The organism is Haloferax sp. S2CR25, from assembly GCF_031624535.1.
Classification (GTDB): domain Archaea; phylum Halobacteriota; class Halobacteria; order Halobacteriales; family Haloferacaceae; genus Haloferax; species Haloferax massiliensis.
Genome location: NZ_JAMQOO010000015.1, coordinates 44,581 through 70,688, shown reverse-complemented (window position 1 = coordinate 70,688; position 26,108 = coordinate 44,581). Strand labels below are relative to the sequence as shown.

At 54.5% G+C, this 26,108-nt stretch carries 17 protein-coding genes and 1 pseudogene; 7 read left to right on the top strand and 11 right to left on the bottom strand.

Annotation, left to right across the window (positions count from 1 at the left end; all coding sequences use genetic code 11):
- Nucleotides 1-350, bottom strand: a pseudogene (locus tag NDI65_RS20685) (hypothetical protein); the annotation flags it as partial.
- Nucleotides 351-835: 485 nt separating this feature from the next.
- On the opposite strand from NDI65_RS20685, the gene NDI65_RS20680 reads away from it, so the two are divergent.
- Both NDI65_RS20680 and NDI65_RS20675 read left to right on the top strand, forming a co-directional pair.
- Nucleotides 836-2,008: a hypothetical protein gene (locus NDI65_RS20680; RefSeq protein ID WP_139043086.1), complete on the top strand. Its 1,173-nt coding sequence runs from the start codon at nt 836-838 to the stop codon at nt 2,006-2,008.
- Between the two features lie 132 nt (nt 2,009-2,140).
- On the top strand, nt 2,141-6,067 hold the full coding sequence (locus tag NDI65_RS20675; RefSeq protein ID WP_089776800.1) for a heparinase II/III family protein: 3,927 nt from the start codon (nt 2,141-2,143) through the stop codon (nt 6,065-6,067).
- Between the two features lie 69 nt (nt 6,068-6,136).
- Here the strand turns inward: NDI65_RS20675 and NDI65_RS20670 are convergent, their stop codons facing one another.
- Complete coding sequence (locus NDI65_RS20670) at nt 6,137-6,412, bottom strand: hypothetical protein (protein ID WP_089776799.1); 276 nt, start codon at nt 6,410-6,412, stop codon at nt 6,137-6,139.
- A gap of 230 nt (nt 6,413-6,642) precedes the next feature.
- On the bottom strand, nt 6,643-6,807 hold the full coding sequence (locus NDI65_RS20665) for a hypothetical protein (protein WP_310894237.1): 165 nt from the start codon (nt 6,805-6,807) through the stop codon (nt 6,643-6,645).
- 1,142 nt (nt 6,808-7,949) lie between these two features.
- Between NDI65_RS20665 and NDI65_RS20660 the strand changes: the two genes are divergently transcribed.
- Nucleotides 7,950-8,867, top strand: a complete 918-nt coding sequence (locus NDI65_RS20660) for an NAD-dependent epimerase/dehydratase family protein (RefSeq protein WP_310894236.1) — start codon at nt 7,950-7,952, stop codon at nt 8,865-8,867.
- A gap of 1,313 nt (nt 8,868-10,180) precedes the next feature.
- On the opposite strand, the gene NDI65_RS20655 is transcribed toward NDI65_RS20660, so the two are convergent.
- Nucleotides 10,181-11,374, bottom strand: coding sequence for an orc1/cdc6 family replication initiation protein (locus NDI65_RS20655; RefSeq protein WP_310894235.1), 1,194 nt, complete (start codon nt 11,372-11,374; stop codon nt 10,181-10,183).
- Between the two features lie 369 nt (nt 11,375-11,743).
- Entirely contained in the window at nt 11,744-12,892 is a 1,149-nt protein-coding gene (locus NDI65_RS20650; protein ID WP_310894234.1) for a glycosyltransferase family 4 protein, read from the bottom strand.
- A 104-nt stretch (nt 12,893-12,996) separates the two neighbouring features.
- Here NDI65_RS20650 and NDI65_RS20645 point away from each other — a divergent pair, with 104 nt between their 5' ends.
- Nucleotides 12,997-14,145: a glycosyltransferase family 4 protein gene (locus NDI65_RS20645; RefSeq protein WP_310894233.1), complete on the top strand. Its 1,149-nt coding sequence runs from the start codon at nt 12,997-12,999 to the stop codon at nt 14,143-14,145.
- Between the two features lie 60 nt (nt 14,146-14,205).
- Here the strand turns inward: NDI65_RS20645 and NDI65_RS20640 are convergent, their stop codons facing one another.
- Entirely contained in the window at nt 14,206-15,531 is a 1,326-nt protein-coding gene (locus NDI65_RS20640; protein ID WP_310894232.1) for a sulfatase-like hydrolase/transferase, read from the bottom strand.
- 306 nt (nt 15,532-15,837) lie between these two features.
- On the opposite strand from NDI65_RS20640, the gene aglF reads away from it, so the two are divergent.
- Both aglF and aglM read left to right on the top strand, forming a co-directional pair.
- Nucleotides 15,838-16,566, top strand: coding sequence for a UTP--glucose-1-phosphate uridylyltransferase AglF (gene aglF / locus NDI65_RS20635; protein ID WP_310894231.1), 729 nt, complete (start codon nt 15,838-15,840; stop codon nt 16,564-16,566).
- A gap of 89 nt (nt 16,567-16,655) precedes the next feature.
- Nucleotides 16,656-17,960: a UDP-glucose 6-dehydrogenase AglM gene (aglM, locus tag NDI65_RS20630; RefSeq protein WP_310894230.1), complete on the top strand. Its 1,305-nt coding sequence runs from the start codon at nt 16,656-16,658 to the stop codon at nt 17,958-17,960.
- Nucleotides 17,961-18,060: 100 nt separating this feature from the next.
- Here aglM and NDI65_RS20625 read toward each other — a convergent pair whose 3' ends face one another.
- Complete coding sequence (locus NDI65_RS20625; RefSeq protein WP_310894229.1) at nt 18,061-19,641, bottom strand: hypothetical protein; 1,581 nt, start codon at nt 19,639-19,641, stop codon at nt 18,061-18,063.
- A 304-nt stretch (nt 19,642-19,945) separates the two neighbouring features.
- On the opposite strand from NDI65_RS20625, the gene NDI65_RS20620 reads away from it, so the two are divergent.
- A complete protein-coding gene (locus NDI65_RS20620) occupies nt 19,946-20,875 on the top strand; it encodes a glycosyltransferase family 2 protein (protein ID WP_310894228.1) in 930 nt (309 codons plus the stop codon).
- A gap of 76 nt (nt 20,876-20,951) precedes the next feature.
- Here the strand turns inward: NDI65_RS20620 and NDI65_RS20615 are convergent, their stop codons facing one another.
- The 4 genes from NDI65_RS20615 to NDI65_RS20600 form a co-directional block, all read right to left on the bottom strand.
- Nucleotides 20,952-21,896 (bottom strand): glycosyltransferase family 2 protein, encoded by a 945-nt coding sequence (locus tag NDI65_RS20615; protein ID WP_310894227.1) that lies wholly within the window; start codon nt 21,894-21,896, stop codon nt 20,952-20,954.
- Nucleotides 21,897-22,160: 264 nt separating this feature from the next.
- Nucleotides 22,161-23,354, bottom strand: a complete 1,194-nt coding sequence (locus NDI65_RS20610) for a glycosyltransferase (RefSeq protein ID WP_310894226.1) — start codon at nt 23,352-23,354, stop codon at nt 22,161-22,163.
- A gap of 145 nt (nt 23,355-23,499) precedes the next feature.
- Nucleotides 23,500-24,936: a lipopolysaccharide biosynthesis protein gene (locus NDI65_RS20605; protein ID WP_310894225.1), complete on the bottom strand. Its 1,437-nt coding sequence runs from the start codon at nt 24,934-24,936 to the stop codon at nt 23,500-23,502.
- A gap of 102 nt (nt 24,937-25,038) precedes the next feature.
- A complete protein-coding gene (locus NDI65_RS20600) occupies nt 25,039-26,019 on the bottom strand; it encodes a hypothetical protein (protein ID WP_310894224.1) in 981 nt (326 codons plus the stop codon).
- Between the last annotated feature and the right edge of the window lie 89 nt (nt 26,020-26,108).

Here is a 26,108-nt window from a genome sequence, read left to right as displayed (position 1 = left end):
AGGACGTACTCGCGGACGACGTCTTCGAGGTTGTGCTGGACGAAGTACTGCGAGGAGTCCGACAGGAAGTTGACGTAGACGACGAGGGTGGGGTTCTCCTCGTCGGTGCCCATCGTCGGGTAGAGTCGGTCGCGGAGATACGGTGCGGTCCCGACGACGCCCGGCGAGAACGCCGCGGCGGCGTCATCGGCCGCGCCGAGGAGCGCCGTCCCCCCGGCAGCGGTCGCAAGCGAGCGACGGCCGAGCGCCCCTCGCCCCGACCCGCGAGTCGCAACTCGTTTGGCCGACCTGTCTGGGTTCTGACGGAGGGATTTGAGGTACTCGTGCACGGTGTTGGCACCTGTCTCCATAAACGAATATGAACTGACAAATAGGTGCTGGTACTGTGCGATAAATCGAACAATCTCCCACTACAGGCCGATACTATGGTTATCCACACATATCAGAAAAATATTATTAATCGACGCCACATTCCTTTTGTCATGTTGGCCAGTAGTAATTATTGCGTGGACGTGTAATGTCGGAAACAGCATCGCGAATCCGCGCCCTGCCTACCGAGCGCACACCTCGTCCAGAATGAGCGCGTCCCGCGCGATTCCGCCTGGACGGGTGAGCGGCAGGAGAGGCACCCAGTCGACGCCGCCGGCGGCCCGACGACGTAGCGTATCGAGCGCGCGGCGATGGGCCGCTGACCGACTCGCGCACATCGCGTGCCCAGTCTCGGGTCCACCGCACGCACCCACCTCCCCATCGACCAATGACAGACTCCTCAGATAGAAACGCAGCACGTACGGGACTCCCCGTGAACCGTCGGGACGTTCTCCGAAGCATCGGTTTGGCAGCACTGTTGTCGTCCGCGGGGACGACCGCGACCGCGACGCCGACGCAGACCGAGGGTGACGCCGCTCCAACCGAGGCGACGCCGCTCAGCGAGTATCGAGAGAACGTCGTCTGGTACCGCACTGGCGACAAATCCGGCCGAGAGAAGTTCAGAGCGGCCGTCTCCACCCCCGACGGCGGCGTCACGACGCTCGGCCTCGCCACCACGTCCGACGGCGGTGCGGAGTCGTGGCAGTACACCTGGGACGCCGACGGTGAGACGCGGTGGACGACCTCCCACGGTCAGGCCGGGTTCGACGTCGCGTACGGCGGTGCCCGAACCGCGACCAACGGCTACGTGCTGTGCGGAGCAACGCGGGGTCGCTGCGCCCAACAGATGTACGTCGTCGAGACCAACCGGAACGGTCGAGAACGGTGGACGCAACGGTTTCAGATCTCCTCGACCGCGGACGACCGCGCGAACGACGTCGTCCAGACGCCCGACGGCGGGTTCGTCGTCGCCGGAACCTCCGGCGGCCGCGCCGCGCTGGCGAAACTCGGCTCCGACGGCGCGGTTCGCTGGACGCGGACGTACGCGGGCGGGACGCGCACCGAGATCGCGTCCGTGACCCGGGCCCAAGACGGGTTCACGCTCGCGGGGACGCGCACGAGCGACGACGACACCACCGAGTTCCTCATGGTGCGAACCGACGCGGCGGGACGCGAGCGGTGGCGAACGTCCTACGCGGCGAACGAAGACAACCGCCTCGAAGAGTGCATCCGGGTCGACGGCGGCTACGTCCTCGCGGGGACGACGGGGGCAGCGGACGCCTTCACCACCGACGCGCTGTTCGTCAAGACCGCGGCCGACGGCGACGCGGTCTGGACGAAGACCCACGGCGAGGACGGTCAGGAGTTCACCGCCGACGGAATCGTCGCCCTCGAAGACGGCTACGCCGCGGTCGGAACCCGAAGCGTCGACGTCGTCGGCCCGCAGATGTGGCTCAACGGACTCGACGGGAACGGGAACCGCACGTGGACGTACACGTTCGGGACCGAGCGCGCCGAACAGCCGCACGCAATCACGGCGATGGACGCGGAACACCTCGGCATCTGTGGCTCTCGGAACCCGCCTCAACGACGCGACGAGTACGACGGCTTCGTGGCGAAAGTGAGACTTCCGAAATAGGCGCAGTGGGGACTCACGACCGACTATCGCAAATGAAGCACAGATCACGGCACATTTTTCTAATCAGAATTTTATTAGTTTTAATCAAAATGTATAAAGTGTTTTAAACTTCATGAATACAACAATGTATCGATGACTAACACGAATCCGGGTCCACCGACCGACTCGGACGACCCGCCGTCAGAGCGGTCTGACACCGACGGATATCTGGGCTCCACGTTGCCCCTGAGCCGTCGCGGGTTCCTGAAAGCGTCGAGTGTCGGCCTCATCGGCGCGTTGCTGTGGAGTTATCTCCCCTCCGCGACGCCGTCGTCGCGGAAGACGCGGGCGACGTTCTACACCGACCGGAAGCGGCGGGCCGCCCGCGAGAACATCGACTCGCACGACTGGGCGCGGGCGAGACGCGACGGCGTCGTGTCGGCCGCAAACAAACTCCTGGACCAGTTCTCGCTCGACGACCTCTGGGAGTACGTCGGCTCACAGCACGTCCCTCGGACGGCGTGGCTCGCCGAGGGCACGGCGGGGAGCTACCCGTGGTCGAGCGCCTGGGCACCGAAGTCGCCGGCTTCGGGGGCCTCCTACGCGGCGAAGCCCGGTGCAAAGTGGAAGATATCCGACCGCGAGTACACGCTTCCGACGAACGACTTCGAGGCGTATCGCCGGAGCGGCCTCGACGAGACGGGCGCGTTCGACCCGTCGCTCGCGGACCGGTCGCTCCTCGTCAACGAAGAACACCCCGAGATGGGTCCGAAGTGGGGCGTCGACGACGGCCTCGGCTGGGTCGACGAGAACGGCGACCTCGGCGACCCCGGCGTCCGGTGGACGCCGGTCGGGTGGGCCCACCACTGGAACGTCATCTACGGCATGCGCTCGATGCTCGACAACCTCTCGCACGCCTACCTCTACACCGAAGACCAGCGGTACGCACGCGCCGTCGCGGTGCTTCTCGACCGACTGGCCGACGTGTATCCGGACATGAGCCTGCAGGAGACGGTGTACTTCGACGACGGCGGGTACACGGAGGTAAACGGGCTTCCGAACCCGACCCACGGCGGGACGGGGCAGGGCAAACAGATCGGGTCGATTTGGGAGTCGTACTGGGTCAAAGCCGTCATGAAGGCCTACGACGCCGTCTTCCCCGCGCTCGACGTCGATTCCGAACTCACGCGCTTTCTCGACCGGAAGGCGACCGAGTACCCCTCGTTGCCAGCGAAGGACACCACGGACGCCGTCCGGTCGAACATCGAATCGGGGTTCATCAGGCAGATGCTCCCCGGCGTCAAGCGGGCGCAGATACGCGGCAACTTCGGGAGCCACCAGCAGACGGTGGCGCTCTCGGCGGTCGTTCAGGACGACCGAGACGGCTACACCGACGAGGCGCTCGACTTCCTGTTCAAAGCGGGAACGCTCGAAAAGGAAGACGACGGCACGGCGTTCGGCCGCTGGCGTCTCACCGGCGGCGAGGTGCTGTCGAAGCTCCTCGCCGACTTCGACCGCGACGGCTTCTCGAACGAGGCGAGCGTCCACTACAACAGCCTCGTCGCTCGGGCGTTCGAGGGCACCGCCGAGGTTCTCAACGGCTACGACGGCTATTCCGGTGCCGACCTGTATCGCACTCCGCTCGTCAGTCAGGCGTTCGAGACTCAGTCGCGGCTGACGTTCCTCAATCGGTACGTTCCGCGTATCGGCGACACCGCCGGGACGGGCAGTCCGGGGTTCGACGACATGATTCCCACGGCCACCCTGATTCGGGCGTACGTGAAATACGGGGGCGAAGGCCTCGTCAAGTGGCTGTATCACCGAAACGGGAACTCTGACGCGGGCCTCCGAGGCGACATCTTCGACCGGAACCCCGAGCAGATCGACTCCGCGCTCCAGACGGCGCTGGCCGCGACCGGGCCGCTGGACCTCGAAAGCACACAGCTCGCGGGTTACGGGTTCACGGCCCTCCGGGCGGGGTCGGCCGCCGACGGGACGGGGCGCGGGGTGTGGACGTACTACGGGCGGAACGCGTTCGGTCCGGACGACGGCTACGGGACGAGCCACTGCCACCGCGACACGCTCAACCTCGGCGTGTTCGGCCACGACCTGAACCTCTCGCCCGACCTCGGCTATCCGGAGGAGACCGGCGACTGGCCGAAGCGGTGGCACTGGACCGCCAACACGGTGAGCCACAACACCGTCGTCGTCAACGAGCGACAGCAGGACCGGCAGTGGGTCGCCGCCCCGAAGCGGTTCGACCACACGGACCGCGTCCAACTGTTCGACGTCGACGCCGCCGACGTGTACGAGGAGACCGACCGATACCGCAGAACGACCGCGCAGGTGACCATCGACGAGGCGAACTCGTACGCGGTGGACTTCTTCGCCGTCGCCGGCGGGACCGACCACCACTTCAGTTTCCACGGCCCGCCGACCCCGGGCGACCGCGTGACGTACGACCTTCGAGACGGCGTCTCGGAGTTCGTCGCCCGCGGCGGTGCGGGCGGCATCGAACCCTCGCGGGACGCCGCCGTCGACGGGTCGTGGTCGATACGCGTCTTCGACCCCTCCGACGAGTCGCACGACTGCCGTGGGCTGTCCGTCGCCGCGGGGTCCGACGCGGAGGCGCGGGTGTCTATCAACGCACAGCCGACCGGGACGGAGGCCTACTGGCAACACGTCCAAGCCATCTACCTCGGCCAAGACGAGCGCGGTCGGCACGTCTGCGCGGGCGTCGGCAACCACGGTTCGGGTGACGACCCGCGGCTCGGGCTGTTCTACCCCGAGGCCAACACGTGGGCAGCGTCCACGTCAATCGACGGCTGGAGGAAGGGGTCGTGGTACTCGCTCACCGTCTCGACGGACGGGACGACCGTCGACGTCGCGCTCGAATCGCCCGACGGTACGACCCGCGCACGGGGGACCTACGAGTTACCGAGTGCGACCGACGACCGGGTCGGCATCTTCGGCGGACTCGGGACGCGCCAGACGGGGAGTCTCTACTTCGACGGGTTCACCGTCGACGGCACCGCGGTCGAACTCCTCCGGACGGAGTTCGAAGAACAGTCCGGTGTCTCGACCGAGCGGCTGCACCTCACGCCGCAAGACGGGGGGACGTACGCCGGTCGAGACGTTCCGAAGCCCGCCCCCGGGGAGCAGACGGAGTACGACGAGCGGGTCGGTAACGGCTTCAACTACCTCTCGGAGGTCGAGCGCGACCCCGACCCGGGCGACCGGTTCAGCGTCGAGTGGAACGCCCTCGACTACTGGGACGTCCGTCCGGCCGACGCCGACCCCGTCCGGATGCGCCTGACGATGCTGACGGCGTGCGACGACGTGGCAATCGCCACCGGCGACCCGCCACAGCGCTGGAACAACCCGGACTCGCTGAACTACCTCCTCGCCCACCGACGGCCCGAACGCGGCAGTTCGGTCTTCCGGTCAGTTATCGAATCGTACGAGGGCGAGCGAGCGATTGCCGACGTGACCGCCGTCCCCGTCGAGAGCGACGACCCGACCGCCCGCGCCGTGCAAGTCGAACTGAACGACGGCCGGACGGACTACGTCCTCTGTGCGACCGCTCGTCCCGACGGCGAACCGACCCAGCACACCGTCGACGGCGTCTTCTCCTGCGACGGCGCGTTCGCGGTCTACTCCGTCGACGACGCGGGGAATCACGAACACGCGTACCTCGTCGACGGGTCGTCGCTGACGGCCGACGGCGAGAGACTCATCGACCAACGGCCGCGTATCGAGGGGACCGTCGACGGCTTCACTCGAAGCCTCTCGCTCGACAACGAACTGCGCGTCAGCGTGTCGAACGGGCCGCTCGACCCCGGGCGCATCGAGAGCGCGGTCGGCTCGTGGGTGTACGCCGACGCGGTCGACGGCCGAAACGGCGCGTACGAAATCGTCGGCGTCGAGGACGCGACGAGCGCCGGGGCGACGCTCAAACTCGGCGAGCGGACGACGGTCAAACAGTTCCGCGACCCGAGTAACCCGGACGCGGGCTACGAGTACGTCCTCGAAGAAAACGGGCGGTTCGTCATCCCGCTGAGCGCCACGTGGTCGGGGTAGGAACCCGTCGGTCGCCCGCTCGCCGGCACGCGGACGCCGCTTCGCCGACGGGCGTCGCAGTGGCGGGCGCTAGCGTTTCAGTTCGAGAATCCACTCGCACTTCCCGCAGGGCGTCTTGCCCGTCCGCTTGGCCTCGCCGCGCGTGACCTCGACGAAGTGACCCTCGCTGTGGCCGCCGCAGACGATTTCGCCGTCTCCGTCGAGTTCGTGATACGCGTAGCCGCCGGTGTACGCGCCGTTGGGCGTCGTCGCGACGCGGTCGTCGTCGTCGCGGGTGTCCTGTGCAGCGAGTTCGCTTCGCTGCTCGCTCGTGGGCTTCTGGTCGATATGCTCTCGCGTCGGCATCCGTGACTGGTACACTCGCCCGCCGGCATATGTTCATTACGGCCACGAAAAGTCGTGACAAATCGTCACTAACCGCCGCTCGGCCCGTGTTCGGCGTGTCCGGCGCCACCGCCTCGCCCGCCGCCGGTGCCGGTTGCCACTTCGCCCGCCGGGTCGAAGTGGACGTTCGACTCGCCGGGGCCGCGGGTCCCCGGAGACCGCAGCGCCGGTGCCGTCCGCGAGCACCCCGGTCACGGGGTCGGAAACGGTGCGCCGGCGTCGGCGTCGTCGGCGCTCGACGGGCCGTCACCCGCGCCCCAGTAGTTTCCGGTCGCGTTCAGGGTGTCAGGGCCCTCGTTGCGCACCCCGTACGCCCCGCCGTCGAAATCGACGGCCAGCATATCTGCATTGAACATACAATAACAACCGCGCCGACGCTGCTTCTCGACGCCGAACCGTCGGTCGGGACGACACCGTTCCCCCGGTTCGATTCGCCGCCCGCTATCGGAGATTCGCGACCTCTCGGACGTCCCGACTCCCGACGATATGCGGATATACGGGTCCTATCGCCCGGGTCTCGTTCGACATCGACTCGGCTTAGTCGAGCGAACTCCCCGTCGACTGCGTGTTCTCACTCGCCGCGCGCGGGTCGCGCCCACAGTTCGCCGGTCGATAGCCACGCCAGCGACCGCGAGCGATTTGCATATTATTCACAACGCTATCGGTATCAGAGACCGCGGTAAGCGCTCGGTTGACGCACCTCTGTCGGGGGGTCGCGGCATAGACCGTGGCGTTCCGAATCCGGCGGCCGTGACGCGCTCGCGGTCGCCGTCTCGCGTCTCCGAGTCGGCCGTGGAGCGGGGTCGCGTCGACGCTCGCCTTCGGGTCGGATTCAGGTCGACGGTGCCCGGATTAGGTGTGGCAGCGGTATGGCTGTGACACCTGCTCGGTCCGTCGGTGGACGCGCACGGGAGGCCGATCAGGCTGTTCGGGAGGCGATGCAGTGAACGCCGCACCGGGAGTTCCGCCCGTGGCCATCGGGTTCGCTGCCGAAGCACGACGGTTCGACGCCCACGGGCAACCGTACGTATGACCGCCCCGCTTCGCGTTGACGAGACGCGGTTCGCATCGCAGTTGTCCGTCGGACAACTGGTTCGCATCGCCATCGAAGAGGTCGCGTCTGTCTCTGCCGTCGCCGGACTCGTCGTCGGGTCCGTCACCGCGCTCCGTTTGGCAATCGTTTCCTTCGACGGGAGCCCGACCCGAACACCGACCGATTGTGGCGGATTGGACTCACCGCAGTCGCACTCGGGATGGGACTCGGCGTCGCCGGCGCGGTCGGCGGTCGACTGGCCGCCGTCCGGCCCGTGGCGTCCGGGCCGTCTCTCCACTCGCGGTCGGTCTGACTCCGCTCGTGGAGCCGCGCTATCGCCGGAGCGACTGGCGCGGATTGCGCGGTGACTCGACTCAACCCACCGCTGAAGAACACGAGAAGAACCCCCGCCAATTCCACTCCCGCCTACGATAGGTTCTTGTCACTCCGCGAGAGCTTCGACACATGGACGGCAAACGAGTCCTCGTTACTGGCGGTGCCGGATTCATCGGCTCGAATCTCGCGAACCACCTCGCCGACGACAACGACGTAATCGCAATCGACGACCTCTATCTCGGGACGCCCGACAACCTCGACGACGCCGTGGAGTTCCACGATATGAGCGTGCTCGACGACGACCTCCCGACCGAGGGCGTCGACGTGGTGTTCCACCTCGCGGCGCTGTCGTCGTACAAGATGCACGAGGAAAACCCCACGAAAGGCGCTCGTGTCAACATCGAAGGCTTCGTGAACACGGTCGAACAGGCCCGGAAAGACGGCTGCGACACCGTGGTGTACGCGACGACGTCTTCGATTTACGGGTCGCGGACGGAGCCCTCACCGGAAGACATGCCCGTCGAATCGCGGACGGGCTACGAAGCGTCGAAGCTGGGCCGCGAGCGCTACGCGGAGTACTTCCACCACCACTACGACATGCAGCTCGCGGGAATGCGTTTCTTCTCGGTGTACCAGGGCTTCGGCGGCGCGGAAGAACACAAAGGCGAGTTCGCGAATACGGTCGCGCAGTTCACCGACAAAATCGCAAACGGCGAGTCGCCGGAGCTGTTCGGCGACGGCACCCAGACGCGTGACTTCACGCATGTGGACGATATCGTCCGCGGCATCGAACTCGCCGCCGACCACCGGCTGCAGGGCATCTACAACCTCGGGACTGCCGAGAGCTACTCGTTCAACGAGATGGTCGAGATGATTAACGAGGTGCTCGGGACGGACGTCGAGCCGGTGTACGTGGAGAATCCGTTCGAGGTGTACGTCCACGACACGAAGGCGGACTACTCGAAGATACACGACGCGACCGGGTGGGAGCCCGAAGTCTCGTTCGAAGACGGTGTCGAGCGGGTCTGTGAGCCGTATTTAGAGTAATATTTGACGGAGGGCGAGTACATTTCGTATGCTTTCCACGTCGGTGTCTGCCGTTTTTGGACGTAGATTTGAGCATACGAAATGGACTCTGCGCTTCTCGTGATGACGACTACGTATAGATCTCGTCCGTCGTCGGACTGAGACCCGAGTGAGAGTGTATTTCGTATGCTATCGTCTGAGCTGTCTTGCGGTTTCAACCAGGAAAGAAAGCATACGAAACGTACTCTGACTCGCCTGTCTTCAGCTATCATCTTCCGAATGAGAGAGTACATTTCGTATGCTTTCCACAGTGTGAAGCGTTCTACTACTGAACGACGGCACATCTCGTTTGCTTTTCCCCAACTGCATTGGCTTCGATTGGTCGACGAGTCACCCATTCCGACATTACAAGAACAGATGAAGTCATGGGGGGAGGGGGTACGACCACCTCGATTGATTCTCGACTGTGGTGCTCACCACGTCTGGCTAGGTAGCGACGTGGTCCCACTCGTACTGCTCGGCGTAGTTCGTTTGACGACGCGAGTGCGACGATGCGATGGACACAACCACTAACTCAATTGACGTTCGATACTGCTAGCTGTGTCCGCGATCTCTCTCCTGTGGTCTGGCGTTGCCCTCCAAACACCTCCGTTCCGTGTCGGTGTGCGCGAAACGCATGTGACCGGGCTCGTGGTGCTCGTCGGCCTCATCTTCGGCGGGATGTATCTGTACACTCGCTGGCGTCAGTTTCTTCGGTAGACACAGCCACAACCGTGTTGCACCGTCTCCCGAAAAATAATAAGAACTGACAGCTGAGTCAGAGAGTACATTTCGTATGCTCTCCTCTATGCTGTCTTGCGCTTTCAACTGCGAAGAAAAGTATACGGAATGCACTCTATCCTACTCACTTAGGCCATCGTGTTCTGAGTGAGTACACTTCGTATGCTTTCCACGTCGGTGCCTGTCGTTTTTAAACACAGATTTGAGCATACGAACTGGACTTTGTTTTTCTCGCGATGACGACTACGTCTGGATTTTGTCCGTCATCGAACTGAAACTCAAGTGAGAGAGTGTATTTCGTATGCTATCGTCTGTACCGTCTTGCGGTTTTAACCAAGAAAGAAAGCATACGAAACGTACTCTGACTCGCCCGTCTTCGGTCATCTCTGCTGAGTGAGAGAGTACAGTTCGCATGCTTTTCGCTATACAGCGTCGCCTCCAACTCACGCTTGAACATTCAGACTCAACTTGCGGGCTATGAAGACATGGGTCGGTGACTCCACGCCGATACAACCGAGAGTACGTTTCGTATGCTTCGACTCCCCGTTCTCAGGTCACTCTTCGTGTTCGATTTGCTCGCGAGTCTCCAAGACGAGGTCTGAATCAAGGTCGAGTTCGTACTCGTAGTACTGTCCGCCACTCAATCCCTCGTTTCGATTGTATCGCTTGGCGAAGCCGAGCATGTGGAGGTCCGAGAGATGGTCCTGAATACTCTTGAGAGTCGTCAGCGGTTCAATTCCCCAGGACCTTGCGACTGTTTCGTAGTGGGACTGAATCTCTTTCGACCGTACGGGACTGTTCCCCTGTTCTTCGAGTCGAGCAATCGTCTCCAAGATAAGTTGTGCCTGTTCGGTCTGGTCGCGGATTCGGTTGCTCAGTCGCCCGCGCTGGACAAGCCGTCGAGCCTCCTCTATATGATCGTCGGTCACACAGTACTCGCCTCGTTTTTCAGCCACTTCCGCGCCGACACGTAGGAGATCAATCGCTTGGCGTGCATTGCCCATGTCTCGGGCCGCAATCGCGGCTGTCATCGTTATCGCAGACATATCGTATCCACTATCGATGAACGCACGGTCTGCCCTGTCGAGGAGAATTGTCTTCAGCTCGGTCGCATCGTACGGTGAAAACGAGATCTCAGTCTCCATCAGCGTGTCTTTGACCTTCGGTGAGAGATCATCTCTGAACGTGTAGTTGTTGCTGATGCCGATAATTCCAATTCGAGCTTCGTCGAGGTGTCCGTTCGACCGCGCACGTGGGAGTTCGTAGAGGAGAGAGTTCGCGCCTGAGAGGTGGTCGATTTCGTCAAACGCGAAGATGTGCGTCCCACCAATTCGATCGAGTTGTGTGTATAGTTCGTCAAAGGCGTCTCCCGTCCCCAATCCTCGCTTGGGGAAGTCACTCGCGTGTGTAGGGAGGAGTTCGTTCACTAAGCGACGAACGACCATGAACAGCGTCTTGCCATTACAGTTCACCTCGTGGACGTGGAGGTCATCTGCTTGCTCTCGTGTCTCGACCTCTGTTGCCAATGCATCCAGCATGTAGGTCGTGACTGCGGTCTTCCCCAGCCCGGCCTTTCCGTACAGCATGACGTTTTTCGGGTCCCGACCAAAGAGGACGTCTTGGAGCGCATATCGGTATTCCTCGATTTCTTGGTCACGCTCAAGAATCTCTTCGGGTTGGTATTCTTCGCTGAGTACACTTTTGTCAGCGAAGATTGTCTCCGTCATGTCGCTGAACGGTCCTGCCATGTGTCCTTACAGAATCCATGAATGTTGACTATATAAAACTACACTTTGTCTGTTTCGTATGCTTTCTCGTCTCGAACACCCGTTGCTTCTACCCAACGATACTGGGGTTTACAGGGTGTATCCGTGAGGTAAAGCATACGAACTGTACTCTCTCACTAAATACGGGCATCTCCACGTGTGCTGTGACTCTGGAACCGAGCGATGGTGTGTGAACTCCCCTTGTCCCAGTCTGTGTACCTTCGGGGGCCAGAGAAAGCATACGAAATGTACTCTCACACTCGACGGTGTCGTGTGAGGTCTACGTACCGAAATGTCGATACTGGAGCGAAAAGAGCGTCAGCAGACGCAAAACAACATGCAGTAGAACAGTTACCACCGGTCGTCGATGGCGCGTTCGTACGCCGCCTCAGCTTGGTCGGCGACGCTATCCCAATCGTATTTTTCGGCGCGTTTCGTCGGTTCAGTCGGTGGGGTTTCACCCGCGAGTGCTCGGTCCAACGACTCAGTGACTGAATCCACAGTCGGCTCGGCGAGATAGCCCGCGTCGCCGATGACTTCACTCGCCGCGGATTCGGGATGTTGGACGCCGATAACCGTACAGTCGGCGGCCATCGCTTCGGCGTAGGTGATGCCGAATCCCTCTCTCGTACTGGGCGAGGCGAACACGTCCGCGGCGCGCATCTGGCCCAGCACGTCTTCGTACTCGTCGAGGAAGCCCAGCATACTCACGCGGTCGGCGTGGTCCAACGTGCTCGCCTGTTGTTCGAGGCGGTCGGACTCCGGGCCGTCACCGACGACGCCGAGGGTCACGTCGTCGTAGTCGTCGGCCACGCGGTCGAACGCATCGAGAAGGATGGAGACGTTCTTGTCGGCGATGAGTCGCCCGGCGAACAGCACGTCGAACGAGTCGTCCCCGTCGGGCAGTGGGGCGTTTCGAATCTGATCGACGTCGATGCCGTTCGGGACGACCTCAATGGTGTCTCTGGCGCGGCCGATATCGGCGAGGCGGTCGGCGGTGATACCCGAGACGGCGATAGGGTGTTGCGGCACGCGGACGGTGAGGTGTTCGGTGAACTTCCCGAAAGGGGCGAGGATGCCGAGGTAGTCGTTCCAATAGTCACCCCACACTTCGTGCCAGGTCGTGACGACGGGGACGTCGGTGCCAAGGGCGGCGAGCTTCGAGGAGAGCACGGGGAAGTAGGGAAAGACGGAGGCGACGACGAGGTCGTGATTCTCGTCGTGGAGTCGTTTGGAAAGCGGGTAGGCGAGTCGGGCGGCGAAGTCGAGCGCTTCGGTGATGGAACGGCGGTCGTCGGTGTAGAGGTCGGTCTCGGGCGCGACCGCGCGGAGGGTGACGCCCTCGTGAGTGGTCTCTTCCGGGCCGTCCCAGAAGTGGCGACCGTAGATGGTGACGTCGTGGCCGCTCTGTGAGAGCCGGGTGGCGATTTCGTGGATGCGCTTTTCTGCGCCACCTGTGATGTAGGGATAAACGACATTTGAGATGAACGCGAGATTCATGTTCTACCTCGCGTATTTGAGTCCAGCATTCGTGTTGGCAGATGTGTCGTGTAGATAAGATAAAAAAGAAACTATTGTGTATGTGCCGGGAGATGGTCTCACCGATGAAGATACTTCAGACACCTGTCCGATTTCCCCCATATATCGGCGGTGTTGAGTCATATACCCACGATATGTCAAAAGAACTTGTTGAACTGGGGCACGACGTGACTGTTCTCTGCGCGAAGGCCAAAGAGGAGTCCGCTTACCGAGAGGTAATTGACGGTGTTGAGGTCGAGAGATTAGACGATATCGGCAAAGTTGCGCAGACAAATATCATGCCACAGTTTCCGATTTCAGTTCTGCAGCATGCACGCGAGGCAGACATTATCCATACACACATTCCCACCCCTTGGACTGCTGATTTCAGTGCACTCGCGGCTAAACTCACCGGGACTCCGCTGGTCGTCACATATCACAACGATATCGTTGGGAACGACCTGCTTGATTACGTTGCTTCGGTTTACAACCACACCGCACTACGGTTCACGTTGGCGACGGCAGACAAGATACTGATCACGCAACCAGACTACTTAGAAAGTTCAGATCACCTGCATCGGTATGCTGAGAAAGTTGAGGTGAACAGCAATGGTGTTGACGTGGACACGTTCCGGCCGATTGATGTTGTCGATGAAGACGTGGAGCGACTTGGATTCTCGAACGAATCTCCCAATCTATTCTTTTTGAGCGTTCTTGACGACGTTCACGAGTACAAAGGACTCGACGTTCTGCTGGAAGCTATGTCTCTCCTTGTAGAGAGAGATGGTACGACTCCGAGACTTGTTGTTGGTGGCGGCGGTGAACTAAAACCGGAGTACGAATCTCTTGCATCTGAGTTGGGCGTCTCTGAATTTGTTCATTTTACTGGGTATATTCCTGATGAAGATCTTGTAACCGCGTATAATATCGCAGATCTATTCGTGCTACCTTCACTCTCGTCCGATCAGGAAGGGTTTGGCCTTGTGGTTCTCGAAGCGCTTGCGTGTGGGACTCCCGTTGTTACGACTGAGGTTGTCGGTGTTTCAGACCAAATTGAATCTCATGATTTGGGTAGCCTATCTAAAGTTGGTGATCCTGAGTCGTTAGCAGAGACCATCATTACTGAATTACCTCATTCAAATAAGCAGATTCGCGGTAGGGAGCTATGCAAATCACAGTACTCTTGGAAATCGTCTGCAAATGAATTAACTCGCATATACCAGAGACTTATCTGAGTGCATAATATTGTCATGTGACTTCGCAGCCATCTGTACTTGATTAAGACTAAGTGTGAATCATTTATACCCCAATGCTTCAAGCTGATCTTGTAACATAGCATTTGTTTCTTCAATCTGACCAACTTTATCACTGTTTGGGAGGTGGCTCTTTAACTCCTCCTCGTGGTGATTCTGATCTGTGATTTCTTCTCCAGATCCACTCTTAACTTTCAAGCTCAACGTGACAGAATCCTCCTCAGAATGAATGATTTTAGAATCTTGGTAGTAAACGGCCTTTCTTTCAGTACCATATCTACTGCCCTCGCAAATTACGTATCGGTCCGAAGGAATATCTTGGAATACACTTCTTCCGTTAAAACTATCAGTCTGCAATCCAGCGCCGTGCAGTAATGTTCTGGGGATATCTTTTAATGAGATCCAGCCTCCCTCATAGGTGGCTTGCTTTGTTGGATGGTGAATCCCAAACGGAACTCTAGCAACCATATCCCACGGCGTTCCTCCATGTCCTGCACCAGGTGCATGTGGTGCAACTGTGAAACTTTTATCTTCTTCCCAATGTTCGTAGAAGGCTTCTCCGTGATCTCCAGTAATTACTATGAGGGTGTTGTCAGATATCGATGATATAAGTGGCTGAAGAATCTCTTCGAGGTAGTTTAGTGCTGCTGCATAGAGCTGGAACCGATTGTCCCTCCAGTTCAATGCTTCAGTTGAACCATCATATCCTCTATACCAATCATTGTAGTATTCCAAAGAAGTATCCACATTGTATCTCTTCAAATATTCATCCGGTGGACTAATTGGTGCATGTAAATCACCAAAGTGTAAATATGAAAAAGACTTTGATTGCTTCCCTCTCCACCCCATATAATCGTCAACTACTCTCTCTGCATCTGCATCACCATACAACTTATTTTTTTGGTACCAACCTCTTGCAGCAAGAAACGGGTTTATGAAAGATGCACCTAAATATGTATTAAAACCTGATACCTCAAATTCGTGTGCAATTGTGTGCTCTGTTTCAATCTGTGTAGGCATTACCATATAGTCGCTGCTTTCCCTCACTTGAGCAGTCCCTCCATGTTCATGAGGATATTCTCCTGTGTGGATACTAGTCACAGAAGGAAAAGTCCAAGGTGCAGGTGCAATCGCAGTTGAAAAATCTACGGGCAAGTTAGGTACATGGTCTGGGCGGAGAGCGTCAATCACAATAACCAAGACATGGTCGATTGCAGTCTGTGTCTCACCTCTGTTTGTAGGGTTCTGGTGAGACCAGTCCGCCCTTTTACTCATGTACTTGTAATAGAATGGCCCAACTATTCTCCTTAAATCAATGGGAGACCTCGTATATGCATAGTTCGCGACTTTTCGAATATTATCTGCCATATGTCTCTACTGGGTGTATGAGCTATTCAAAATTATATGTTTTGACGAATTGACAAACAAGCCATCCCCTAATAATCTGATTTCAATTCGTTTTAGCACCCATCGTGTACTTTACTAACAGTACTAGGCGTGACTGTACCAATGTCCCAAATAATAGATCATCGACCAACGGCCGAATCTCTATGATATTCTGTTCATATTGCTGGTTAGCTGGGCATCTCACTAATGATCCCCTCTATTGTGGTTGGTTGCACAGGCTCCATAAGATGCAACAAGAACTATACTGAATAACGACAATTAGCCAGTATGAAAGCAGTCGTTTTAGCCGGCGGTGAGGGGACCCGACTCCGTCCACTTACTGAAGATAAACCAAAGGGAATGGTCGAAGTCGACGATAAGCCTATCCTGACCCATTGCTTCGAGCAACTCGCTGAACTCGGCGCTGACGAACTCGTCGTCGTCGTCGGCTATCTGAAAGAACGAATCATCGAGTACTACGGCGATGAATTCCAGGGGCTCCCCATCACCTACACCCACCAACAAGAACAAAAGGGGCTTGCTCATGCTCTTCTGGAAGTCGAAGAGCACATCGACGACGATTTCATGCTGATGCTTGGTGACAATATCTTCGACGCCAATCTCGCAGATGTTGTCAACCGTCAACAGGAACAACGAGCTGACGCGGCCTTCCTCGTCGAAGAAGTTCCGTGGGACAAAGCAAGCCGGTACGGTGTCTGTGATACGAATAAGTACGGTGAGATTACCGATGTCGTCGAGAAGCCGGATGACCCGCCGTCCAACCTAGTGATGACGGGCTTCTACACGTTCACACCCGAAATTTTCCACGCGTGTCACCTCGTGCAGCCGTCGAACCGTAACGAGTACGAGATTAGTGAGGCGATCGATCTGCTCATCCACAGCGGACGCACAATCGATGCGATTAGACTCGATGGCTGGCGGCTCGACATTGGCTACCCCGAAGACCGCGACGAGGCTGAAGAGCGACTGAATGGCGAAGTCGCTGAGGCTCAGTAAGCGAAGCCAGTTTTCAACCTTGGCTGGTGCGTCCGTTTCTTCATTTTTTCCCGAGTATTTGATATGACCTGCGTGGGACATACGGAGTAATGGAACTCTCTGTCATCGGGAGCGGCTATGTCGGAACGACAATCGCCGCGTGTTTCGCAGATCTCGGTCACACAGTTGTCAACGTCGATATCGACACAGAGATTGTCGACGCAATCAACCGGGGCGAGCCGCCGATTCACGAGGACGGCCTCCCCGAACTTGTTGCGGCGCATGCAAGCGAAGACAGCACGGGCCGACTACGGGCAACCACGGACTACACCGATGTCCTTGGGACGGATGTTACGTTCCTCTGTCTCCCAACACCACAGCAAGCCGATGGGGAAATCGATCTCTCGATTATGGAGGCCGGGGCAGAACAACTCGGCAAGACACTCGCACAGAAATCCGAGTGGCATACAGTTATTGTGAAAAGCACTGTCGTCCCAGGGACGACTGAGGAAGTCATCACACCCCTACTCGAAGAGGCGAGCGGGAAAGTTGAGGGCGAACAACTGGGAATCGGGATGAACCCAGAGTTCCTCCGTGAAGGGACTGCAGTTCAAGACTTCCGTAATCCCGAAAAAGTCGTTCTCGGTGCGGACAATGACCGAACACTCGAAGATATGCACGAGGTGTTTGCACCACTCATTGCTGAAACTGACCCCCACGTCGTCGAAACAAACAGCCGGACAGCGGAGATGATTAAATACGCCAACAACGGCTTCCTGGCAACCAAGGTCTCGCTGATCAACGACATCGGAAATATCTGCAAAGAGTTCGGTGTCGATGCCTATGAGGTTGCGGACGCGATTGGGCTTGATGACCGTATCGGAGAACAGTTCCTCCGAAGCGGACTTGGATGGGGTGGTAGTTGCTTCCCGAAAGACACCAACGCGATCATTCACGCGGCCAAGCAGCAGGGATACACACCCGCTGTTCTCGAAGCCGCGGTCGAGGTGAACGACAAACAGCCAGAACGATTATTGTCCTTACTTGATCAGCACGTCGATGTCACTGGGCAGAAAGTGGCTGTTCTCGGGTTAGCGTTCAAACCGGGGACGGACGACATTCGGAACTCCCGTGCAATCTCGGTGATTGAGGGTCTCAAGGACCGAGGTGCATCTATCGCCGCGTACGACCCTGTCGCGGCGACCAACATGCGCGAATACTTCCCGGATATTGAGTATGCGGACTCCGCTGTTGATGCACTTGCTAATGCCTCTGCATGTGCCGTGTGTACTGACTGGGATGAGTTTGAGGTGTTAGACGAGGAATTCGATCAGATGGAACAGCAGGTTGTTGTTGATGGAAGGCATACCGTTGTGTCAACAGAGGGACTTACCTATCAGGGCCTTACTTGGTAATTGGTGGAGAATAAGCCATCTCTGTGGAATTCGCAGAAAAACCAACTTACCAATTAGCTAATCATGGAACGTGGTAGGTTCTTAGCTTAACTGAGGCGACTCAGTCAAGGCCTGTTACTAACCGAATATCTCCACTATCATAAATTCTGTCTTCTGATTGGTTGAATTTTACCATTGATTCATTTCGCCAGACGAATAGAGAGGTTTGATTTGATTCATCAACTGCTGTTAGATTTGAATTCCCTTTTGACACCCACAAGCCAGGTTCATAAACCGCAATCTGTCCATCATAGTACTCACTAGTCCAATCACTTGCAGTAAACTGGCTAGAAGTATAATGTCCTTCAGAGAGGGTCGTTGACTCAGGATCTGAAACAAGGACGTGTGGAGGAATCGCTAACAATTGTGTAATAATGAGTGCACAAACTAATATCGATGCGAGGGTAGTCCGTCTGTTTGGGCGTGATATCATTTCCGAATTGCATAGGATAACTAAAGCAGAAACTACCAAGAACGGAACAAAGACTATCAGAAACCGAATTGGATCCAGAGGAATAATTCTACCTGTCACAAGAGATATTGAGTATAGAAGACCAATAATTCCAGCAAATACAGTCCACGAAGTTACCCACGATGGTCTCTGTCTTTTAGATAATGTACCGTAAGCTGCAATTAGTGCTAACGCACCTAACACCCCAACTGCAGACGTTGTAATCGCTCCGCGGATTGAGCTTGAACCTTCCCCAATGCGTCCTGATGCTTCTCCACCCCCTCCACCACCTTTCATGATGGATTGGATCAAGTCTACAGTAACCCACCTTGTAAGATCTGGAACAAAATATGCCAATATGAATATAAAAATACACATCCCCACAAATAGGGATATTACTGGAGGTAGTCCAACTTCATTCATTTCTATGTTTTTGAAGCGTGAGGGAACAATGTTTGAGTTAGTGACTGACCCAATAGTATACCATACGCTTATAAATAAAAGTGCAAACAGCGACACTGTGTGGTGTGTTAATGTAATCGATCCTAAGAGCAGGAGAATGAGAATGCTACGTCGTCGATTCTGAGCCATCAGCAACACAAAAGTTAGTGTGAAGAAAAGGGCAATTGCGAGTGTTTCGTCTAAAAACTTGGCCTCAAATAGTAGTAGTGACCGTGTACTGGCAAAACCCATTGCAGAAATAAATGCTGTCCGTGTATGCACTTTTCGAGATACTGCAAGATACACCATTGTTGGGGTGACACCAGAAATTAACGGTAGGTACTTCCCTACATCGAGAATCGAATGGCCAATTACTCTTTCAATTACATTCGTCAATGCATAGAAAGCTGGCCAAGATGTGGTGAGTGACATGAATTCAGAAATCCCTTGACTGTTGGAAAAAGATAGATGCGCGGGGATTGTGTACGAGTATGGGTCATACCCAAAGAACCCAATCTCGACTGGATCAATTACAATTAGCATCGTGAAGATTGGAGTGAGAAAGAGAAAAATGATATGCGTAGTTTTTTTCAGATCAGTTAGTACTGCTGTGATGATTGGGATGAAGTAGAGACTAATCAAGAGGAGGTAACCAATTCCATGTGGTACTGATGCCTTAGGGACTAATAGACCAATAGCAGCTACTGCTAATATATTAAAATATATAACTAATATCTTTCTATCTACCATTGGTATGGGGTCTTAGTTGATGATGGTCGGCGAAATCTCGATAGAAATAGACAGATGTTAACTGCGGAGGCTATTGATGTAGGACAATATGATAGTCCATATTGATTACTCTTTTTCGAAGGCTCCACCATACATCCATATTGAACATCGCCTATATTAATTCTATTCGGTAATTGTATGCTTTTAATCAACGAAATATGTGTTCACTAGATCTATACTCAAACAGATTGTTGTTTAAATTGCTGTTTTAAATTCAGGCTTGGTTCAACGACAAATATTTCACGTAGTAGGTAAATTAGCATGCATGTCGCTTGTCAGTGCAATAATACCGACATATAACCAAAGTGAAGAACTAGAAAGAGCTGTGAAAAGTGTCCTTGAACAGACGTACCCAGATATCGAGACTATCATAGTCGACGACGCATCAAATGACGAGACTCAAAAAATCATTGAAAAGTATACGGATAAATACGAACAGATAACGTCTCGTACTCATATTCGAAATAGAGGCGGAGCTGCGGCAAGGAATACGGGAATAGACGCTGCAAGCGGCGATCTAATTGCATTTCTTGATTCTGACGACACATGGAATAAAGAAAAAATCAGTAAGCAAGTGAAAAAGATTCAAAGCACTACTTCTGACTGCGTATATTGTGGAATAGACTATCAGCAATCGGGGAGAGCAAAACGAATTAGAACATTTATCCGGAGAGCGTTCAAACTGCGCCAAGATCGAGGCGTTAGAGAGGGCGGAGAAGACTTGATTCCAGAGATACTCTCAATGCAGTTTGATTTAGGTGGTACGTCAACACTGTTACTGACTGCAGACGTTGTGAGCAGGGTCAATGGTTTTGACGAACGGTTCGATCGGCACCAAGATTGGGAGTTCATGCTCCGAGTCTTGAAAAACCATGAAATTTCATACGTCGATGAAAAGTTAGTGAATAAGTTTGAGACTGGCAGGCCTTCGGCAGATAAAATATACGGTGCAAAAAAGCTATATTTCAATAAATTCTCGGAAGAGATAAGGTCTGCAGAGCAATCTGGTTATGAAGTGATTCGAAACCACCGCCTCCACTTAGCTCAATCATATTTGATACAGGGTGAATTTAGCGAAGCAATCGAATGGCTGATAAAATTAAACCTAGATCTTAGTGATTTTCCGATACTGGTTTGGTACACGCTTATCGGACTTGGGAGGTTGAGGAACGGAAAAGATACACATCTTGAATAGACGGTACGTACGGTGAGTGTAAAGAAGTCAGACCGGTATCCGCTGCGACGAGGTTAGTGTCGATGTTTTAAATCAATTAATAGGCTCGCCCACCCATCGAGTTCACTAGTTTTATCGTTTTTTCGTCTACTGGATTTCGTTGTCGAATTAATTTGGGGAGATCACTGATTAGCTCGAACACTGAGCTCATCAATAATTGGATGTCAAATTGGGACCGATAAAGGAGTTGGCCAGTCCAGACGAACAATGAGAGTAAGATAAGTCTAGCAGGTAAGTTCCGTATCGCTAGTGCAATTCTATTTGTGAAATTTTCTTGTAGGACTTTTTTGTCAGTAAATCGTCCCTTTGGATCCTCAAAATGGGTGACTACATGGTTAGGATAATATCGAATATCATATCCGAAATCAATTGATCTCAAACACAAATCTAACTCTTCAGAACCATAATCAAATAGTTCTGGGTAATACCCTACATTTTCAAATAACTCTTTGCGAATAATGTTTCCACAACCCGTGAATAATGTCGTATTGGATGGGATTTCCGGGTGATCATCGGGAGGCCTCATTTGGGCACGGAAAAATGGTACTCTCTTTTCTAACTCACTCACTGGTAGTGGGAATTCAGTTTCGAAAGTTTTCGCATTTACCACATGTAGAGCTGCAATACCTAAGTCATCATCCTGTTCAAAATCATCTACAATGTCTGCAATTAGATGGGGGTCAGATAATATTGCATCATCATCAAGCGTTACTACATAAGCGCCATCTGCCAATTGATAACCAAGATTTCGAGCATTTATGACACCCATTCGGACAGGCTTGTGGATGTATCTGATATTCTCTTCATCGAATTTCCCACCTTTCTCGAATTTTTCTTCTGGGCCTGAGGTACTATTCGAAATGACTATTATCTCAAAATTTTCATATCTTTGTTTTAATATACTCTTGATTGCCCTCTCAAGTTCGGAACTTCGGTTATATGTTGCAACAACATACGAAACTAATGGATTCGAATCGCTCATTTTAGAGCCAATCTACATACATGTAGGAATTCCCAAGTATAAGTAGTTGTGGGGGACCTGAGACGCAATTAGTTGGTGAGTGCTCTGTTGAAATCCTCTCGCCATCTGGCGATTTGCTGAGACGCTAGTTTCCAACTGTATCTGGTGAACCCCGGGAGAAGAATCCTTCTCCTCAATGTCATTGATAGAGGAATTCAACAGAGCCTTGGTGAGTAATAGTGTGCTTCATATCTCAAATAGAATTCAACAACTAGTATCACAAATTCATTTTGAAATATCAATGAATATATCTTCAAGATTCTCAACAGTGTTTTTTATGTTGAAGTCAGAGACAATCGTCTCACGAGCACGTGCCCCAATTGTACTAGTATCTGACTCAATAGCTGATCGAATTATTTCAATGAATCTGGGTGACACCATTTTTCCACAACGCGTGTCTGCTACAAATCCATTTGAACTGTGATTAATTAGTTCTGTCGTGCTGTTAACTCGACCGAGAATTGGGACCGTTTCCATTGCCATTGCCTCCATAGCAGCAACCGGAATTCCGTCCCGGTCCCCATTAGAGGCGACAACAGATGGCAATAAAAAGAATTCTGCAGCATCTAACTCGCTTATTAGTTCATCGTCTGTCACATGGTCCAACAGCGTCACGTGATCAGATATCCCAAATGATTCGATTGCTGACCGGATCTCCTCCTCATTCGGCCCTCCTCCAATGATATGCCACTCAATATCTGGATAGTCTGAGACAAGCTCAGAGATTGCTGCAACCCCGTACGCCAGTCCTTTCTTTTCAACAAATCTGGAGACAGTCACGAAGCGGTTCGTGACTGTTTCATTTGTTGGTGTGAATTTTTCAGAGCGAATACCACAATGAACAACCTGAACGTGTGTGTGTGTGCGGTTTTGCAGATAACGACGATGGGCATCAGAGATCGTGAGAACCCGGTCAAGAGAGGACATACGTTCCGAAAGTGAGTCGTTCATATCATCTCGCCATATGTCATATGCATGGGCTGTTGTCGTTGTTGGAATATTCAGCGCCGAACCTGCGAATTGCGCCCCTAGTGACTGAGATGCTAAAAAGTGCGCATGGATAATTTCAGGACACCACTCTAGCGCATCAATAAATGATCGGATTTCTGCGCCTCTAATTAAACCTTTTGCCAATTCACGTGGTTCTGAGGCCAATCCTTGTGCTGTTTCTAAAGTTGGGATAAGGTGCTTTCCGAGTGAGCTTGCACGAAAAAGGTCTTTTGGATGTAACTCAGAGGCCGTTGAATATCCCGCTGTGATCTGCTTCTGACTAAATTCTGTGTGTTGTATCTCTGAATCACCTTTATTAATCGAAAAGACTGCAACGTTATGCCCTCTGTCGGACAATTCCACAACCTCATTCAGTATGAAGCTCTCAGAGAGCTTGGGCCACGTGTTGACCACATATAGAATGTTCATACATCGACATTACCTTTCGAATAAATAAAGCTTCCACCAAATGCAATCTGCACGAAGAGAGTTACAAGTTCAGTATGCCCGGTCTCTACCTGTGACGCTATTGATGGTGGTATTTTTGCTCTTTCTGGCGGATTAATTCCATTTATCAAACAGTTCCTCGGAACGTCGAGACCAACGATGAAAATTCGTACCTCGATATATTTTCGATCCCGAGCATCACGCCGATGTAGATTACAACGCCGATAATTACGAGCGCACCGAGTTGGAGAACCCCGGTACCAGTGATAACCATCCGATCAAGCCCAATTACAGCAAGGCCCATTATGACACTACCTGTGAACGGGCACATGAGCAAAAACAACAGCCGCGACAGTGACGCTTCGGTCACGTCTATAACCATATAGATGACGAGTGGCTGAACGAGAACCGCGTTTACGACAACTGCCCCCGCGACACCGAGCAGTCCGAACTCCGTGGCTGCGGGATAAATCACAACCACGAGAATCGCGACCTTGAGCGCCTGGATCTTGGTGCCAATCTCGGGCCGGCCAACGGCTTTGAAAAGCGCTCCCGTCGATGCACCGAAAGACCGAATTGCCCCCCAAAACGCGAGCGCTTGCATCACTGGAATCGCTGCTTCCCACTGCTCACCGAGCACAGCTAGGACGAATTGCGGAGCAATAGCGATGACTCCGGCCGCCATCGGGAACCCGGCGATGGTCGTCAGATGGAGAACTCGAAAGTACCCCTCGCGAAGTTGAGCGGTGTCGTTTTGGACCTTTGAGAACGCTGGGAATGCAACACGAGAGATCACTTGGGTGACCTCAGTTGCGGGAGCATTCGAGAAGCGATACGCAAGTTGGTAGAGTCCAAGTGCGGACGCGCTAAAGAACCATCCGATAAAGACATCGTCTCCTTGTCCGTATAGGAATACGAGTATCCCCGAGGCAAACATCCACTTTCCAAACTCAAACATCTCGCCGGCATACTCTCTGTTAAATTCAATCCCCGGACGATAGTCGTGGATAGCATATGACAGAATCACCATGACAACTCGTCCGGCGAGCAATCCGGCGAGAAGTGCCCAAACACTCTGATACACAAGAGCGGTTGCGACGGCAACGAGAATGTCAATTGTGCGCCCGCCGACTTTGTAGATGAACTCTTTGTGAAAATGGAGGTCCTTCTGGAAATAGACAATGGCTGGGTTTTGAATGCCGAGCAGCAGGGGTGAGAAGCCGATTACTTGGATGATTCCAGCTGCTTCTGGTTCTCCGAATGCTTGGGCGAGTAGTGGTCCAGATGCAATCGTGATCGTGGCGATAACTGCACCGCGAGCAATTTTCATGAGCCACAGCGTGTTGAGATATTCGTCGATATTATCAGACTCATGCTGGACGAGGGCCGAATCGAATCCCAAATTCGAAAACTGCTGAAGAGCTCCGAGAACTAGCAGTGCAACTCCGAGAAGGCCGAATGCCTCCGGTGAGAGGATTCGAGCTAGAATGATTACGTTGAGGAGTTGGAGGGTACGATCGGCGACGTTGATTCCGGCAGCCCATATACCGCTCTGGATGGCCATCTGCTTAGTCGATCCACCAGCCGTTAGACGACGGTATAGCGCTCGGAGATATTCACGCATCCAGACTAAAAACTCCATTTAAGATGCAATAAATGACTGTGATCACGTATAGCCGAGATCGGCCAGCTTTTTTGTAACGGCTTCTGATGGCGAGTCTCGCCGAGGTTTTGATCGGACCTCGTAGTCTTTCTCGATAGACTCTTTCCCTGTCTCATCGTCATCAATGACGAACCACGGCACTTGTCGGATGAGTAGTGAATCTTCCTCGTGGAGATACCTTCCGCGTTCGCCAAGATGCTCTCCGTGGTCACCTGTGATCACAACCGGGCAATCGACACGGCGAACGAGCCGGACAACTTCTTCAAGCACCTGTTCGAGATTGTCCCGGTACGCCTGCCGAAGTTTCGCCTCGGAAATCTCTTCCTGTTGGATGCGTCTGTAAATTCGTTGTGTGGGGCGGTCGATATCGTTTTTGAGTAGGGACCGCATCTCGTCGGGGTTTTCGTCCCAAGGGAGTATCTCTGTCGCTCCAATGTAGGGCGCATGTGGCTGCGAATAGTGAGCAACCACACGTGTCGCATCCGGCTCAGATACATGGGCAAGGGCGGCATCAGTAACTCGTTCAGGGGGAACGGTTCCGCATGCGGCGTTCCAGTCGGTCTCCCACAACGGGATGAGCCGACGAATATGCTCTGTCGGCCGATAATCCATCTCACGTAAGTCGAAATAGAAATCCGAGACTACTGGCATCGATGACAGGTACGTAAGGTCATCGTCACGCGTCCATGTCCGCTGTGTATATTCGGCAGTCCACCGGCCAGAGGCCCATACATTCTGAATTTTCCCTTCCAAGTGGGATCCAATGTGGTCGTGGAAGATGTCGAATCGACACGCGTCAAGAATGACTAACAAGAAATCGTCATTTTCTACGAACTCGTGGATAAGCGGCCTCTGCTGAGGAATGCCCTGGAACCGCCGATATGCCTCAAACACCCCACGGGTAGTGTGGTACTTGAGACGGTGAGTCACATAGGAGAGGGCACCTATTGATGTGTCAATAACATTGTTGCCAGCATTAGTCATCAATCTATTCTCTAATCCTTATTTTGAAAACACTTTCCCATGGGCAGTTATTGCCATTTGTTCATCAAAATAACTATTAGTTGAGAGAA

Coding starts and splice junctions, on each gene's coding strand:
- NDI65_RS20660 (WP_310894236.1), top strand. CDS start 7,950: ATGGACGGCAAACGAGTCCTCGTTACTGGCGGTGCCGGATTCATCGGC.
- aglM (WP_310894230.1), top strand. CDS start 16,656: ATGGAACTCTCTGTCATCGGGAGCGGCTATGTCGGAACGACAATCGCC.
- NDI65_RS20640 (WP_310894232.1), bottom strand. CDS start 15,531: ATGGCAGATAATATTCGAAAAGTCGCGAACTATGCATATACGAGGTCT.
- NDI65_RS20655 (WP_310894235.1), bottom strand. CDS start 11,374: ATGGCAGGACCGTTCAGCGACATGACGGAGACAATCTTCGCTGACAAA.
- aglF (WP_310894231.1), top strand. CDS start 15,838: ATGAAAGCAGTCGTTTTAGCCGGCGGTGAGGGGACCCGACTCCGTCCA.
- NDI65_RS20610 (WP_310894226.1), bottom strand. CDS start 23,354: ATGAACATTCTATATGTGGTCAACACGTGGCCCAAGCTCTCTGAGAGC.
- NDI65_RS20650 (WP_310894234.1), bottom strand. CDS start 12,892: ATGAATCTCGCGTTCATCTCAAATGTCGTTTATCCCTACATCACAGGT.
- NDI65_RS20605 (WP_310894225.1), bottom strand. CDS start 24,936: ATGGCCATCCAGAGCGGTATATGGGCTGCCGGAATCAACGTCGCCGAT.
- NDI65_RS20620 (WP_310894228.1), top strand. CDS start 19,946: ATGTCGCTTGTCAGTGCAATAATACCGACATATAACCAAAGTGAAGAA.
- NDI65_RS20645 (WP_310894233.1), top strand. CDS start 12,997: ATGAAGATACTTCAGACACCTGTCCGATTTCCCCCATATATCGGCGGT.
- NDI65_RS20625 (WP_310894229.1), bottom strand. CDS start 19,641: ATGGTAGATAGAAAGATATTAGTTATATATTTTAATATATTAGCAGTA.
- NDI65_RS20600 (WP_310894224.1), bottom strand. CDS start 26,019: ATGACTAATGCTGGCAACAATGTTATTGACACATCAATAGGTGCCCTC.
- NDI65_RS20665 (WP_310894237.1), bottom strand. CDS start 6,807: ATGTTCAATGCAGATATGCTGGCCGTCGATTTCGACGGCGGGGCGTAC.
- NDI65_RS20675 (WP_089776800.1), top strand. CDS start 2,141: ATGACTAACACGAATCCGGGTCCACCGACCGACTCGGACGACCCGCCG.
- NDI65_RS20670 (WP_089776799.1), bottom strand. CDS start 6,412: ATGCCGACGCGAGAGCATATCGACCAGAAGCCCACGAGCGAGCAGCGA.
- NDI65_RS20615 (WP_310894227.1), bottom strand. CDS start 21,896: ATGAGCGATTCGAATCCATTAGTTTCGTATGTTGTTGCAACATATAAC.